The sequence below is a fragment of the Parafrankia colletiae genome (assembly GCF_001854655.1).
GTDB classification, from domain to species: domain Bacteria; phylum Actinomycetota; class Actinomycetes; order Frankiales; family Frankiaceae; genus Parafrankia; species Parafrankia colletiae.
In genome coordinates this window covers 107,436-122,312 of sequence record NZ_MBLM01000036.1, presented here as the reverse complement: position 1 = coordinate 122,312, position 14,877 = coordinate 107,436, and the positions used below count along the sequence as shown (strand labels likewise).

At 73.7% G+C, this 14,877-nt stretch carries 14 protein-coding genes and 1 pseudogene; 7 read left to right on the top strand and 8 right to left on the bottom strand.

The annotated features are described in order from the left end of the window. Positions 1–42: 42 nt before the first annotated feature. Positions 43–1,242 carry an AAA family ATPase gene (locus tag CC117_RS06230; RefSeq protein ID WP_071082784.1) on the bottom strand — a complete coding sequence of 400 codons (1,200 nt, stop codon included), beginning with the start codon at positions 1,240–1,242 and terminating at the stop codon, positions 43–45. A 137-nt stretch (positions 1,243–1,379) separates the two neighbouring features. Further along, positions 1,380–2,900 (bottom strand): phytoene desaturase family protein, encoded by a 1,521-nt coding sequence (gene crtI, locus CC117_RS06225; RefSeq protein ID WP_071082783.1) that lies wholly within the window; start codon positions 2,898–2,900, stop codon positions 1,380–1,382. Between the two features lie 324 nt (positions 2,901–3,224). Between crtI and CC117_RS06220 the strand changes: the two genes are divergently transcribed. Together CC117_RS06220 and metF are read left to right on the top strand one after the other, a co-directional pair. Then, the gene (locus CC117_RS06220) at positions 3,225–3,911 is read left to right on the top strand and encodes a DUF4097 family beta strand repeat-containing protein (protein ID WP_071082782.1); all 687 of its coding nucleotides are present in this window, start codon (positions 3,225–3,227) and stop codon (positions 3,909–3,911) included. A 251-nt stretch (positions 3,912–4,162) separates the two neighbouring features. After that, a complete protein-coding gene (metF, locus tag CC117_RS06215) occupies positions 4,163–5,065 on the top strand; it encodes a methylenetetrahydrofolate reductase [NAD(P)H] (RefSeq protein ID WP_071082781.1) in 903 nt (300 codons plus the stop codon). Positions 5,066–5,285: 220 nt separating this feature from the next. Here the strand turns inward: metF and CC117_RS06210 are convergent, their stop codons facing one another. Then, positions 5,286–5,537, bottom strand: a complete 252-nt coding sequence (locus CC117_RS06210) for a hypothetical protein (protein ID WP_018634988.1) — start codon at positions 5,535–5,537, stop codon at positions 5,286–5,288. Positions 5,538–5,562: 25 nt separating this feature from the next. Here CC117_RS06210 and CC117_RS06205 point away from each other — a divergent pair, with 25 nt between their 5' ends. After that, on the top strand, positions 5,563–6,279 hold the full coding sequence (locus tag CC117_RS06205) for a CDP-alcohol phosphatidyltransferase family protein (RefSeq protein WP_241829877.1): 717 nt from the start codon (positions 5,563–5,565) through the stop codon (positions 6,277–6,279). On the opposite strand, the gene CC117_RS06200 is transcribed toward CC117_RS06205, so the two are convergent. The 5 genes and pseudogenes from CC117_RS06200 to CC117_RS06180 all read right to left on the bottom strand — a co-directional run bounded on the left by CC117_RS06200 (position 6,241) and on the right by CC117_RS06180 (position 11,697). Beyond that, on the bottom strand, positions 6,241–7,788 hold the full coding sequence (locus tag CC117_RS06200) for a phytoene desaturase family protein (protein ID WP_071082779.1): 1,548 nt from the start codon (positions 7,786–7,788) through the stop codon (positions 6,241–6,243). The genes CC117_RS06205 and CC117_RS06200 overlap by 39 nt on opposite strands. Positions 7,789–8,291: 503 nt before the next feature. Further along, a pseudogene (locus tag CC117_RS38720) lies at positions 8,292–8,954 on the bottom strand (glycosyltransferase family 2 protein); the annotation flags it as partial. A gap of 130 nt (positions 8,955–9,084) precedes the next feature. Next, a complete protein-coding gene (locus CC117_RS06190; protein ID WP_241829876.1) occupies positions 9,085–10,017 on the bottom strand; it encodes a carotenoid biosynthesis protein in 933 nt (310 codons plus the stop codon). Between the two features lie 131 nt (positions 10,018–10,148). Beyond that, positions 10,149–10,763, bottom strand: coding sequence for a GNAT family N-acetyltransferase (locus CC117_RS06185; RefSeq protein WP_116287709.1), 615 nt, complete (start codon positions 10,761–10,763; stop codon positions 10,149–10,151). 169 nt (positions 10,764–10,932) lie between these two features. Then, complete coding sequence (locus CC117_RS06180; RefSeq protein ID WP_071082869.1) at positions 10,933–11,697, bottom strand: spheroidene monooxygenase; 765 nt, start codon at positions 11,695–11,697, stop codon at positions 10,933–10,935. 228 nt (positions 11,698–11,925) lie between these two features. Between CC117_RS06180 and CC117_RS06175 the strand changes: the two genes are divergently transcribed. From CC117_RS06175 to dinB, 4 genes are all read left to right on the top strand, one after another. Further along, positions 11,926–12,585, top strand: a complete 660-nt coding sequence (locus CC117_RS06175; RefSeq protein ID WP_241829875.1) for an SAV_6107 family HEPN domain-containing protein — start codon at positions 11,926–11,928, stop codon at positions 12,583–12,585. Positions 12,586–12,801: 216 nt separating this feature from the next. Then, positions 12,802–13,263 (top strand): OB-fold nucleic acid binding domain-containing protein, encoded by a 462-nt coding sequence (locus CC117_RS06170; protein ID WP_071082776.1) that lies wholly within the window; start codon positions 12,802–12,804, stop codon positions 13,261–13,263. Between the two features lie 86 nt (positions 13,264–13,349). After that, positions 13,350–13,550, top strand: a complete 201-nt coding sequence (locus CC117_RS06165; RefSeq protein WP_071082775.1) for a hypothetical protein — start codon at positions 13,350–13,352, stop codon at positions 13,548–13,550. A gap of 7 nt (positions 13,551–13,557) precedes the next feature. Next, complete coding sequence (dinB, locus tag CC117_RS06160; protein WP_084131636.1) at positions 13,558–14,781, top strand: DNA polymerase IV; 1,224 nt, start codon at positions 13,558–13,560, stop codon at positions 14,779–14,781. Positions 14,782–14,877: the final 96 nt, after the last annotated feature.

Below are 14,877 nucleotides of genomic sequence, written 5' to 3'. Positions count from 1 at the left end.
GTGCCTCTGGCCGGGTCCCGCGGCGCCGCCCGGCGGGGGTGGTCACTGGGCCGGCCCGCTGTCGAAGTACTCGGGGAAGCCCGTCCTGGGGTCGGTGCGCCAGCGGCCGGAGTGGGTCGTCGGCGGCGGGGGGAAGTGCCCGCCGCGGTCCGCGGCGCTCTGCTGGCGGGGGGCGATCTGCGGGTGGGGCAGCGCCTCGAGGATGCGGCCGGCGATCTCCTCGGCGGTCAGCCCTTCGGCGAGCGCCTCGTAGGAGAGCACCAGGCGGTGCGGGAGGACGTCGAGACAGACTGCGGCCACGTCGTCGGGGACGACGTAGTCCCGGCCACGGAGCAGGGCGAGTGCCCGGGCGGCGGCGATGAGGCCGAGCGAGGCACGCGGCGAGGCGCCGTAGGCCAGGTGCCCGGCGAGGTCGGGCAGGTTCACCTCGGCGGGTGCGCGGGTGGCGAGCACGAGGCGCACGGCGTACTCGGTGATCGCGTGGTGCACGAACACGTCGTCGGCGCGGTGCTGCAGCCGGAGGAGCGCCTCCGGGTCGAGGACGGGCTCGGCGGTCGGCGGCCGCACCCCCATCCGCCGGACGATCTCCAGCTCCTCGCCGGACGTCGGGTAGGGAACCGTCACCTTCATCAGGAATCGGTCGCGCTGGGCCTCCGGCAGCGGGTACACGCCTTCGGACTCGATCGGGTTCTGGGTGGCCAGGACGAGAAAGGGAAGGGGTAGCGGATGGGTTACCCCGCCGAGCGAGACCTGCCGTTCCGACATCACCTCGAGGAGTGCCGACTGCACCTTCGCGGGAGCCCGGTTGATCTCGTCCGCGAGAACGAAGTTGGCGAATACGGGGCCGAGCTCAATGTCGAACGTCTCGCGGCTGCTGCGGAAGATCCGCGTTCCGATGATGTCGGAAGGAACCAGATCGCTGGTGAACTGGATCCGCACGAAGGAGCCGCCGACCACCGTCGCGAGCGTCTGCACGGCCAGGGTCTTGGCCACCCCGGGCACGCCTTCCAGCAGGCAGTGCCCGCGGGCGATCAGGGCGACCAGCATGCGCTCGACCATGTGGTCCTGGCCGACGATGACCTTCTTGACCTCGAAGAGGGCCCGTTCCAGCAGCGCGGCGTCGTCGGCCGCGGCGTTCGTGGGCGGATCGGGCCGGCGGGTGCCCGCCGAGCCCGTTGCGGCGGGCGCCCGCACCTCGACGCCGGATGCCGCCACGCCGGGATCGGTCGTCCACTCGTTCATGGCGTCATCTTCCCAGACAGCAGACGGAATTGAGTGCCCAAGGACTCGGGATAGTGCGGTGGGAAGGCTCTTCTAAGGTGGCCTTCAGGAACTTCTCACTTAATACCGGCGGGAAACGCGCTGGACACCTGCCGGAATCAGCTGATGTCGATCAGTGCCCGTGACCGGTAGCCGTGGTCGCGGCCCAGCACCCGTTCCGCCGCCAGCCGGCCGGATATCAGCACCATCGGCACCCCCACCCCGGGGCGGGTGCCGCTCCCGGTGAAGACCACGTTCTCCAGGCCCGGCGCCAGGTTGCCCGGTCGGAACGGGCCGGTCTGGGAGAACGTGTGGGCGGCCGCGAACGGGGCGCCCGCGGCCATGCCGCGCTCGCGCCAGTCCGCCGGGCTGGTGACCTGCTCCACCTCGATCGCCGCGCCGAAGCCGGGATAGCCCGAGCGCTCCAGGGTGGCGACGACCTCGTCGCGGTAGCGCGGGCCGAGGACCGACCAGTCCAACGGCGCCGTGAGGTTCGGGGTGGGGAACAGCACGTAGTAGCTGTGCGCCCCGGCCGGTGCGGCGGACGGCTCCGTCACCGAGGGGGTGCTCACCAGGAAGGACGGGTCGCTCATCAGCTCGCCGCGCCGGATGATTTCCTCGAAGGTGCGCCGCCACGCGTTGCCGAAGTGGATCGTGTGGTGGGTGGCCTCCGGGTGGGCCACCCGCGCCCCGGCGAGCAGCAGGAAACAGGACGGCGAGTACCGCAGCCGCCCGAGTCGCGCCGGCGCGGCCGACGGGGGAAGTAGATCCCGATAGGCCACGGGGAGGTCCGGGTTGAGGATCACGACGTCCGCCGCCACGCGGTCGCCGTCGGCGGTGTGGACGGCCACGGCGCGCCCGCCGCGGACCTCGACCCGGCTGACCTCGGTGCCGTAGCGGAAGGTCGCCCCGTGCCGGGTCGCGGCGGCGGCCATGGCCACCGCCACCGCGTGCGGCCCGCCGTCGACGTGGTAGACCCCGGCGACCGAGTCCATGTAGGCGATCACGGCGTACAGGGCGAGGGCCTCGTGCGGGTCCAGGCCCGCGTACATCGCCTGGAAGGAGAACAGCCGGCGGGTCCGCGGATCGCGCAGGTAACGCCCGACCACGGTGTCCAGCCGCCGGAACCCGCCGAGTGCCGCCACCCGGGCGAGCGAGGGGYGCAGCAGCGCGAGGGGTGAGTCGACCTGGGCGTCGATGAAGTCCCGCAGCTGCGCGCGGAACATGCGGGTCGCGAAGCGGGTGAACCGGCGGAAGCCCGCGGCCTCCGCCGGCCCGCACAGGTCGCGGATCTCCTGCTCGGTGTCCGCCGGGTCGGCGCGGACGTCCAGCACCGAGCCGTCGGCGAACCGCGCCCGGTACATCGGGTCGAGGCGGCGCAGGTCCAGCCACCGGTCAAGATCCTCGCCCACGCAGTCGAAGGCGTCCGCGATCAGCTCCGGCATGGTGAGGACGGTGGGCCCGGTGTCGAAGCGGTAGCCGCCCAGCCGGAGCTCACCTGCCCGCCCACCCGGCGCGTCGCCCCGTTCGAGCACGGTCACCCGGCGGCCCGCGCCGGTCAGCCGCAGCGCGGCCGACAGCCCGCCGAGCCCCGCCCCGACGATCACCACATGGTCCGTCGGCCCGGCCACCGTTCGCATGGACGTCCTTCCCGCCGTTCTGGGCACCGGAGCGCCTCCCGCCTGCGCGGGTCAACGGAGTCTCCGCCACCTCCGTGGCCACCTGGGAGCGGGGGTCGCCCCGGCCGGGTTGCCACCTGCGAGGGACCCCGCCGCGCCGTTCCGGCGGGCGGGCCGGCCGCGTGGGCTGGCCTTCCCCGGGCGGGAGGTGGGAACGGGCGGGGGAGCTGAACCTCTCACCCGTCGGCGGGCCGGCCGGCACGGTCCGCCGGCCGGGGGAAAGAGTAGCGTTCGACCGTCGGCGAACAGGCGGGCCCGCCGAGGGTTCCGGCGTCCGGAGGTGTCGTGTCCGATCTCGTTGTCGTCGTGCTCGGCATCGTGCTGCTGGTGGTGGCCGCGAGCGCCTTCGTCCTGCTCCACATGCCGCCGGAGCGGCTGGAGACCACGGTGGACGAGGTGCGGGCCGTCGAGGTGCGGCTCGCCGCCGGCCGGGTGGAGATCGGCGAGTACGACCGCCGGGACGTCCGGATCGAGCTCACCGCGAAGCGACGGCCCGGCCGGGCCCGGCCCGCCATGACCCGTTCGGGTGAGGTGCTGCGGCTGGACGGCAAGGCGAGCGACGCGGTGGCCAAACTGAAGCTGCCGCGGGGGACGAAGGTCCGGGCCGAGGTCCGGACGGGGGAGATCACTCTCTGGGGTGCCGCCGGTGATCTGCTGCTGGTCACCGAGAGCGGCGGCATCACCGGGCGTGAGCTCACCGGCTCCCGGATCAACGCCCGCAGCCGGTCCGGCGACGTCAACCTGCACTTCGACGGGCCACCGGACAACCTCTCCGCGGTGAGCGACGACGGCATGGTGACCCTCGTCCTGCCCGAGGCCGACTACGGGATCGAGGTCGAGACCGGCAACCCGCAGCTGGCAGGCGTCGAGCTGCCGAGCGTGCCCGGGTCCGGCCGCCGGGTGCTCGCGCGCAGCCTCGCCGGCAGGGTCCGGATCAGGGCCGCCTCGCCCCAGGGTCCCGTCCGGATCTGACGCCCGCGTCGTTGCTGGGGCCGGGCGGATCAGCGTCCCGCTTCCGCGCTGGGCTCCACGCCGGGTTCAGTGCTGGTCTCAGCGCCGGGCTCCGCCCGGATCTGCCTGGCCTCAGGGGAGTTCCGGGTGCCGGTCCGCCGCGGCGGGCGCCTCGGGCGGAGCCGCCGAGGGAGCCGTGCCCGGAGCCGGCGGGCCGTGTCCGGACATCACCGCCGCCGGATTACTCTCTTCTGCATGAAGGGCTCCCTCTCATGACGGCGGTCGGGAACATGACGCGGGCGACGACCAGGACGGTGGCCGAGTGTCTGGCGTCGGGTCGTACGTCCTTCTCCTTCGAGTTCTTCCCGCCGAAGACGGCCGAGGGCGAGCGGCAGCTGTGGACGGCGCTGCGTGAGATCGAGGCCCTGCACCCCACGTTCGTCTCCGTCACCTACGGCGCCGGCGGATCGACCCGGGACGGGACGATCCGGGTCACCGAGCGGATCGCCACCGAGACGACCCTCACTCCGATCGGGCACCTCACCGCCGTGAACCATTCGGTCGCCGAGCTGCGCCGGGTCATCGGGAGCTACGCGGGCGCCGGTGTGCGTAACGTGCTGGCGCTGCGCGGCGACCCCCCGGGCGACCCGCAGGCGGACTGGGTGCGCCACCCCGAGGGCCTCGCCTACGCCGAGGACCTGGTCCGGCTGGTCCGTTCCCTGGGCGACTTCTGCGTCGGGGTCGCGGCGTTCCCCGACAAACACCCCCGGTCGCCAGACCTGGACACCGACGCGCGTTACCTGGTGAGAAAGCTCGACGCCGGGGCCGATTTCGCGATCACCCAGTTCTTCTTCGGCGCCGACGACTATTTTCGGCTGGTGGAGCGGGTCCGTCAGCTGGGGTGTGAGGTGCCGATCATTCCGGGTGTCATGCCGGTCACCAACGTCGCGCAGATCAAGCGGATGGCGCAGTTGTCCGGGGCGGATTTCCCGGCGGCGCTGGCGGCGCGGCTGCACGCGGTCGCTGACGATCCCGCCGCGGTGCGTGCCCTTGGAATCGAGGTCGCGACCGAGCTTTCCGAGCGGCTGCTCGCCGGCGGCGCGCCCGGGCTCCACTTCATCACGCTCAACCGGTCCAGCGCGACGCGCGAGATCTACCAGGCAATCCGCCCCTGACCTCCGGCACGTTCATCCTTCACCCGCAGGCTTGCTTGCCCTTCCCGTGCCCACAGCCTGGTGGCCGCGGTTCGCGCGGCCCCGGGCGGAACGGGCGCGGCGGTACGGAACGCCGCGATCCGCCTGCCCTGGCGCCCCGTCGCGGGACCGGTTCGCACCCGGTCCCGCGCGGCCACCAGGTGTCAGGAACCGATGTCTTTCCGTGCCTGTACGGGTCGGATCAGTCCTGCTCCTCGTAGGCGTCAAAAACACAGAGTAGCCATTCGTCGCGGAACGTCTGTTCCCGCACGAGAGCGAATCCCGCGTGGTTCGCCGCGTCGACCACGGCGGTGACCAGACCGAGATCGAGAGTGTTGAAGACCGGGGTGATACGCACGGCGAGGATCACCTGGTCGCGGTGGGCGCTGAATACACGATCGGGGTCCAGATCCTCAATGGACTCGACGACACCGGTCGGCTGGTCGGATACCACGACGGAACCTTACGGCGCGGGCACGATGGACGGCGTGCGTACCCCAGTCCCCGATCGGGAGACCTACCTGGTCGAATGGGCCGCGTTGCACGGTGGTTACGATCCGCGAACCGGTCCGGCCATGATCCGTATCTGGTTGACGCTCACATATCGCCTGGCCAGGCCGCTCGCGGCGGCTGGCGTGGCGCCGGGGGCGGTGACGGCGGCTGCGGCCGCCGCCGCGATGCCGGTGATACCCGCCGCATGGGCGGGGGGCCGTTGGGTGCTGGTCTGCCCGCTGGTCGTGATCCTCAGCGGGCTGCTGGACAACCTGGACGGCGCGGTGGCCATCCTGCGCCGCAGGGTGACCGGCTGGGGCTACGTGCTCGACTCGGCCACCGACCGGGTCTGCGACGCCGCCTGTCTGGTCGCGCTGTGGCTGGTCGGCGCACCGGGCGGGCTGGCCACCGCGGCCGGCGCCGGGCTGATGATGCTGGAGTACGTCCGGGCGCGGGCGTCCGGGGCCGGTCACGGCGAGATCGGCACCGTGACGGTCGGGGAACGCCCCACCCGTGTCATCCTCGCGGCGATGGCGCTGGCGGCGGCCGGTCTCGTGCCGGACCACGCGGCCACCGTGGCCACGGTGGGCGCCGTCGCCACCGCGGCGGTGTGCGCCGTCGGGCTCGTCCAGTACCTGGTGTCGGTGCGGGCGGCGCTGACCGCCTCAGGCTGGCCCGATCATCTCCGAGACGATCTTCGCTGACAGGGTGACCAGCGGCAGCCCGCCACCCGGATGGGCCGAGCCGCCCACCAGGAACAGCCCGGGCACCGGGGAGCGGTTGCGGGGCCGCAGGAACGCCGAGCGTGGCCCGTTGGACGACACGCCGTAGATCGCCCCGCCCGGCGCACCAGTCGCGCGGGCCAGGTCGGCGGGAGAGATCGCCCGGTACCAGCGCAGCCGCTCCCGGACATCAAGCCCACGTTCCGCCAGCAGGTCGAGGATCCGGCGTGCGTAGGCGTCGACGAGCCCCGGACGGTCCCAGTCCAGGCCGCCGCCACTGTCGCCGTCGTCGCCGCCACTGTCGCCGCTCCGCGGGCGGGTGTGCGGGCTGGCGTTCACCAGCACGAACCAGGCCTCGTCGCCCGGTGGGGCGGTCACGGGGTCGTCCGGCGCAGCGACGTAGACCGTCGGGTCCCGGGGCAGCCTGCCGCCGAACACCGCGTCGAACTCGGCGTCGTAGTCGGCGGGGAAGAGCACGGTGTGATGGGCCAGACCGGGCGTCCGCCCGCGGAGCGCCAGCAGCAGGACGAAACCGGACAGCGAGGGGGCGAGCCGCCGCAGCCGCCGCCGGCTGGCCGGATGATCGACGAGCGGGCGAGCGCCCCGCCGTCCGGGGCGCTCGGCCGGCGCCCCGTCGTAGAGCCTCGCCGCGTCGACCCCGGAGATGACGATGTCGGCCGGCAGCAGGATGCCGTCGGCGAGGCGGACACCGTCCACCCGCCCGCCGGGTGTCCGGGTGATCTGGGCGACCGGGGTACCGGTGCGGATCACCGCGCCACGCTCGGCGGCCCGCCCGGCGATCGCCCGCCCCAGCAGGCGCAGCCCGCCCGGGATGTACCAGCCGCCGAACCGGCGCTCGGCATGCGGCACCGTGACCAGGACCGCCGGGGCCCGCCGCGGGTCGGAGCCGGTGTAGGTCGCGTACCGGTCCAGCATCATCCGCAGCCGGGGGTCGGTGAGGTACCGGCGGCCGAGGCCGCGCAGGGTGGCGCCGGGGGCGACGGCCGCCAGCGCCCCCGGGCGCCGCACCGCCAGACCGGCCAGTGCCGGCAGCGAGACCGGGTTGTGCAGGAACGGCCGTTCGGACGCCGCCCAGGCACGGTGCGCGCGGGCGTCGAGGCGGCGCCACTGCTCACCGGCGCCGGCCCCGAGCCGCGCGTCCAGCTCCGCCAGGAAGGCGACTTCGTCGGAGTGGGCATCCAGGGTGGTGCCGTCCGCGAAGCGGTAGCGGGCGATCGGGTCCAGGCGGCGCAGCGTGACAGCGGCCGCGAGCGGACCGCCGGTCGCGGTGAACAGGTCCTCGAAGACCTCGGGCATGGTCAGCAGGGACGGCCCGGTGTCGAACCCGTAGCCGTCGCGTTCGTACCAGCCGAGCTTCCCGCCGACACTGTCGGTGGCCTCGCAGACGGTGACCCGGTGCCCGGCGGCGGCGAGCCTGGCCGCGGCTGCGAGCCCGCCGACACCCGCTCCGACCACCACGACCGCCGCCATGCTCCCGACCCTACGCACGGCTGTTCCGGTGGCTCTCCCGGTTCCGCCTGTCCTGCCGTTTCCGGTTGCGCTGGCCCGGGCCGCAGCGGACGTCCCTTCCACTGCGCAGTGCTGCGCCCGCGTCGCCACCATGACAGCACCGTCAGGTGGCCCAGCAGGCAGACGGACAACGGATGGGCCACCGCGTCGGGCCAGCAGCGCCCGCCGGTGCGGCGGGCGGCGATGGCCCGGCTCACCAGACCGGCCAGACAGCCGATCAGACCGGCCCGCGAACCCCGCGCGGCGGCGACGGCAGGACCCACGAAGATCCATCCCAGTAGCGCCAGCTGCCCCGCGCTCGCCGCCGGGCTGCCGCCCGCGGCCCACAGCGACTTGGCGTATCCGTCCCGCAGCGCCGGCCAGCCGTCGTACATCCAGGTGACCGCCAGCTCGGTGCCGTCGGTCACTACCCCCCGACCACCGGAGCGCTTCACCGCGCGCAACAGCGCCAGATCGTCCAGCACCGCGCCGCGGACGGCGGCGTGCCCGCCGGCCCGGGCGTAGGCCGCCGCGTCCACGCACAGGAACTGGCCGTTGGCCGCGGTCAGTGACGGGCGGGCGGAACGCTCCGCGGCCCGCAGCGGCAGCAGCGCCAGCCACGACCACTGCAGCAGCGGCTGGACGAGGCGCTCCGCCGCGGTGACGGCGACCTGCCGCGGATAGGGCGAGACGAGATCCAGACCGGTGCTCCGCAGGAGGCCCGCCGCGCGGGCGAGCCCGTGCGGCGCGACCGTCACATCGGCGTCGACGAAGACCAGCACCGAGCCGGTGGCATGGCGGGCGGCCCGGGCACAGGCGTGCGGCTTGCCCAGCCACCCCGCGCCAGGCTCAGGCCCGGTCAGCAGCCGCAGGCGGCTGTCCCGGGCGGCCAGCTCGCGCAGGACCGCACCCGTCCCGTCCGACGAGTGGTCGTCGTAGACGAGGACCTCCAGATCCGGGACGTGCCGGGAGCCGAGAAGGGCCGTCACGCAGGTGCGGACCCGCGCCGCCTCGTCACGTACCGGCAGGATCACACTGACCCGTTCCCGGACCGGGGCGGAGGGCCCCGGGGTCCGCAGCAGCAGGGCGTTCACCGCGGTGTGCGCGGCGACGGCCACCGCACCGGCGACGCCCGAGCGCACCGCCATCCGCACCGCGACCCGCGTGGCCGGGCTCCCTGCCACCGCCCGCCCCGTCCGTGGCCTCAACGAACCGCACCCCTCTCCCCGGCGGGTGTAGGACTTCGAATCCTCTCCCGCGATCATCCGGGGGAGGGCGTCAGGTCCCAGAGCGTGCCAGGTTCCCTCGCCGGGCGGCACCGCGGCGGTCCGGCAGGACGCTGAGACCGAGCAGCATCCCCATCGCCATACCGCCGGCGAGGGCGACACCCGGGCGGCCGAAGAAGGCCAGATTGGCCAGCACCGAGGACAGGTAGGTCCAGACGAGCAGCACCATCAGCACCCGGCGGCCCGGGTCTGCGGGAACGCCGGCACTGCCCGTGCGTCCGCGCCCGCGTGCATGGGCGGCCGGACCGCCCGGCCCCTCCGCCGCCGACGACGCTGTGGCGTTCCTCTCTGGTAGCAGCGCGGCGAGGGCTCCGGTGACCACGATGCCCACGAGCAGCCACCCCGCCGCGTTGCTCACCGGAATGCCGTTGAGGGCCGGGCCGCCGCCCGACTGCCACGACCAGTAGTCCTCCGCGACCATCTGGGGGTCGAGGAAGAGGTCCCAGGCGGTCAGCGTGGCGCCGCCGGCCAGCGCCGTCACCGCCGCCTGCCGCGCCGTCACCGCCCGCCGTGCTGTCGCCCGCCGTGCTGCTGTCGGACGTGCTGCTGCCGGACGTCCGGTGCCGTCGAGGCGGGCTGCGTAGCGGCGGCCGAGCATCAGCGCGGGCAGGCCCATCATCGTCCAGGCGAGGGGGACCACCACCGGCACACCGGCCAGCTTCGGGCCCAGCGCGGTCCCGTACGAGTAGTCACCGAACGGCCAGCCGCTGTGGACTCCCACCGATTCGACGAGCAGCCCGATGCCGCCCGCCGCGGCCGCCGCGGCGGCGGCTCGGGCCGGGCCGTGGCTGATGGCCGTCGCGCTGACCGACGCGGTGAAGAAAGCCACGACCGAGAACACCGTGACGGCAGCCCGCTGGTCTCCGGACGTCAGCGGGTAGCCGATCTGGAGCCCGATGGTCGCCGCGGCTGCGACCCACGGCACCACGCCGATCCGCATCCGCAACGGAAAAGGCCCGCGCCCGACGCGGACGAGGCCGAAACGGAAGGAGGCTGGGCCGGACGAGGCCGAGTGGGACGGGTCGGAAACGGGGGAGTCGGGAACGGGGGAGGAGGTCAAGGCACCTGGGCAGGCTGCTGCCCGGTCTCCGTGCTCCGGCACGGGTCGGACGGCGCAGGCCCGGGCAGCTCCTTGGCGAGCACCGCGTACTCGGTGAAGCTCCCGGGGAACCGGAAGTGCGACAGCAGTGGCACGAAGCCCTCGCTGGTGTACAGCCGGCGGGCGCGACTGCCGGGCAGCTCCAGTGCCGACAGCGCCGCCGTCCGCTGCGGGACGTCCCGCAGCAGCTCGCGCAGCAGCTCGCGGCCGATCCCACGGCCCTGGTAACCGGGCAGCACGTGCAGCTCGACCACTTCCATGCAGTCGGTGAGCCAGTGGACCGCGTCCTGGGGCGGCAGCGCGCCGGCGACGACGTCGTGCCACCACTGGCCCACCTCGCCGGGCAGGCCGTAGGTCATGCCGACGACCTCCTCCTCCGCCGTCACCGCGACCACGGCATGCAGGTCGTGCCGGTCGAAGTGGCGCCGTGCGTGGATGGCACGGTCCCGTGCAGCCCGCACCGGGTCGTCCTCGTGGAGGTCGAGGAACGCGGCTTTGTAGACGGCGATGACGTCATCCAGCCGGGCCCGCATCCGGGCCGGCGACCACCGCACGATCCGGACGTCGTTCACGAGTTCTCGCCTCCTGTCGCACCGGGCCATCCGACGATAACGCGCTGCGGATGCCCGCTGCCTGTTGGCTGGGACCGGTCTGGCGAACAGTGCTATTGCGGCCTGGCATCAGGCCTGGCACCGCCGCTGTCGGTCTGGCCACGAGGTCTGTACCCGGGCCTGGCGGGTGTCACCGGTACTGGCCCCGGTGCTCCGCCGGGCATGGTCCACAGGGGTCCGCGCCGCGGACCGTCCCCCGCGAGTCGAGCACGGCGAAGCGGGCGAACAGCTCCTCGGCGTACCAGCCCGCGCGGGGGGTGCGCCGGACCACTGCTGCATGGGCCTGCCCCTGGTAGGCGAACGCACGCAGGGCGGCGGTGTCCCGCCACACGCTGAAGGTGCCCTGGAAGCCGATCGGGGCCTCGCCGATGCCGGCGGCGAACAGCAGCCCGCCGGCGCCGTGCAGCTCCGCCGCCACCGGCGGGACGGCGCGCCAGAAGGTCGTGGCCCGCCGCGCTGTCAGCCGCGCCCGGGTGACAACCACCACTGGCGCCTCGTTGTGGTCTGCGCGCTCCTTCGTCGACCGGTGGTACGTGCCGGCGCCGGATGTTCCGGGCGGCACGTCGAACGGTGCACGGCCCGCCCACAGCCCGCGCGAGGCCAGCGGGCGCAGGTCGACCTGCCAGCGTTCGTCGGCGATGCGGGCCCAGGCACGGATCGCCGACGAACGCTCGAACTCCCGCGCCGCGGCGGGGGCGTCCCAGACCGCCAGCAGCGCCCACCGCGACGGGTCGGCGTCGAGGGGAGTGAAGCGCTGGCCGCTGCCCGTCCCGAGCAGCCTGCTGAAGGCGAGGCCGGGTGTCCGGCGCAGCGCAGGGCGGTCGAGCGCCATGCGGGCCGCGGCCTGCGCGGCCCGCCGCCGGGGGACATGCCAGAGGTCGAAGGTGACGAACATGACGACCCCTCCCACACCCGGGCTGGCGCCGGTCTCCGGCGCTGCACCAGCGATCCTGCCGCTCGGCGTGATCCTGCCGCCTTCCGGTGGTGAGCCAACGGCCCGATGGTGCGGCAGCCGGTGGTTGACGGTCCGTTGACCCACCATTATCTTCGAACATGAGTTCGATAAAGGTCGGGGCCGGGTGATCCGGCTCCGGGGCAGGCCGGCACCGGAGAGGTGATCCCAGTGGGCGCGGTTCGGAAGAGCGTGGTCGAGGGGAACGTCGTCGAGAGGAACGCGGCGGTCGGCGGCCAGCACGAAGATCGGGGCGTGTCCGGCCACGGCACCGTTGCGGGTCGGCGCGACGGGGCCGGTCGGCCGAGGCCGGCCGGCCCCACGCAGGCCCCCCGGCCGAGCACGCCCGCCGCTCGTGGGCAGGTGCCAGACCGGCCCGCGGGCCGGACCATGCTTCCCGCCGCGGGGCTGCCGCGGCGCTCGCGGGACGAGCTGCTGTCCTCGGCCCGGCGAGGGCTGGCCGAAGCTGCCCTCACCCGCCCGGCGGGTGAGCGCTACGCGCTGGCGCACCTAGCCGCGTTGCGTGCCGCAGCCGCTGTCCTCGCCGACCGTGCCCAGCCCCGCCCCGGCCACCGGGGCCGCCCGGCGAGCGCCTGGCAGCTGCTTGCGGTGGTGGCTCCGGAGCTGCAGGAGTGGGCGGCCTTCTTCGCCGCGGGTGCCGGCCGGCGGGCGGCTGCCGAGGCAGGGCTCCCCGTCGTGACGACCAGAGATGCCGACGATCTCGTCCGTGAGGTGGAGCTCTTCCTGGGGATCGTCGAGGCGGCGCTCGGCGTCCCCTCCCAGCCCTCGCTGTCCCAGGCGGCCCCTACCGAGGTGTGGACGTGGCGCTGAGCGCTCTCCAACAGATCGCGGACCGTAAACGCCCGTGAAGCCGACCGTGAGACCTGCACGAGCGGGCAGGTGGCTGGGAAGCGGGAACCTGGCACGGCCAAGGCCGGTCAGACCAGGGGTGCCGGCGCGCAAGTGCCGGCGGCGTGAACGACGAGCGCTATTGCTCATCGATCCGCAACGGCTGTCGCCCAGGCCCGGCCGGACCGGCTTGAAGGCATGGTGTTCGGCGCCGACGTGTCGGTGGTGGCGGCCCTGCTCCCGGGGATGAGCGAGGCGGAGACCGTGGTCGCCGACCTCTGGGCCACCGGGACCACCCCGGGCTGCTATCCCACCGAGATCGTCCGCGATCGGCTGGACGAGCTGGGAGTCGTCGTCGCGCGGCGGTTGCGGGACCTCGAGTCGGGGCGGCGGGTGCTGGTCGCCGGGGTGGTGACGCATCGGCAGCGTCCCTCCACCGCGGGCGGGACGACCTTCGTGAGCCTCGAGGACGAGACCGGGCTGGTCAACGTGATCTGTTCCCGCGGGGTGTGGGCCAGGTACCGGTCGGCGGCGAGATCGGCGGCGGCGTTGATCGTGCGCGGGCGGCTGGAGAGCGCGCAGGGTGTGGTGAACGTGATCGCCGAGAGCCTGCGGGTGCTGCCGCTTGCGGTGGGCGCGCGATCGAGGGACTTCAGATGACGACACAGCCCTTGCGCGTAACCAGGAAAGCAGTCACTATCAGTTACTTTCAAGGTTGGAGTGATTACTGAGAGTGGTGATGCCTGATGGTCATCGCTGGTGCGGGCGTCGAGGAGCACGAACGGCGGACGGGTGCGCCGCCACAGCCGCTCAGGGTGCGGCAGGGCGCCGAGGGACAGCAGAACCCCAGGGTGCGACAGCGCAACGCCTGGCTCAGGCGGATGGTCGGGCTCTCGGCCGGCAGCCTCGTCGCCGGTCTGGTCATCGGCTTCCGGCTCCCGCGGTAGGGGCGTCGTGACGACGGGCGCGCCTCGGGCGGCGGGGAGCCACATCCTGCATGTCGACATGGACGCGTTCTTCGCCTCGGTCGCGGTCCGCGACACCCCCGAGCTCCGGGGGCGCCCGGTGATCGTCGGCGGGGGAACGCGGGGCGTGGTGCTGTCCGCGACCTACGAGGCCCGCGCCTTCGGGGTGCGCAGCGCCATGCCGATGGCGCGGGCGCGCCGGATGTGCCCGACGGCCGTCGTCGTGCCTGCGGATCACGGCCGGTACCGCGAGGCCTCCCGTGCGATCATGGGCGTGTTCCGGGACGTCACCCCGCTGGTGGCCCCGATCTCGCTGGACGAGGCCTTCCTCGATGTGAGCGGCGGGCGGAGGCTGTTCGGGGGGCCCGTGGAGATCGCGCGGGGAATCCGGGCCAGGATCGCCGTCGAGCAGGGCCTGACCTGCTCCGTCGGGGTGGCGCCGTCGATGTTCGTGGCGAAGATCGCGTCGGCCCGGTGCAAGCCCGACGGCCTGCTGGCCATACCGCCCGAGGGGGTGCTCTCCTTCCTGCACCCGTTGCCGGTCGCGGCGCTGTGGGGGGTGGGGCCGCGCACCGAGGAGACGCTGACCAGGCTCGGACTGCGCACCATCGGCGACATCGCACGGACACCCACGGACACGCTGCAGCGGGCACTCGGGAGGGGCTCGGCCGATCACATGATCGCGCTGGCGCACGGGCGGGACGAGCGCCGGGTCGATCCGGACGGCGCCGAGGTGTCCCTCGGTGCCGAGGAGACCTTCCCCGCCGACCTGGCTGACCCGGAGCGGCTCGACCGTGAGTTCCTGCGGCTCAGCGAGCGGGTCGGCGGCCGGCTACGGGCCCGCGGCCAGGCCGCCCGCAACATCTCGATCAAGGTCCGCTATGCGGACTTCACCACCGTGACCCGCGCCCGGACACTCCCCGAACCGACCGACGTCACCTGGATGATCTACCGGTCCGCCCGGGAGCTGTTCGCGGAGCTGCGGGGCGATTCCCGCCCGCTGATCCGCCTGGTCGGTGTGCGTGCGTCGCGGCTGGCCGCCGCCACGCGCGGCGGGCGCCAGCTGGCCTTCGACGAACGGCCCGCCGGGTGGGCGGAGGTCGACCGGGYCACCGACGGGGCACGCAGCCGGTTCGGGGAGGCGTCCGTCCGGCCCGCGTCCCTGCTGCCCGGCCGAGCCCGGCAACCGCCGCCGCGGGCGGGTCCCGGATGATCACGGAAATCCATGATCGTAGGATGAGCGTGGCATGAACGACGATGGCCCGGGCAAGAGCCCAGTACGCCGAATCGCTCTGGTCGGGGACGGTTC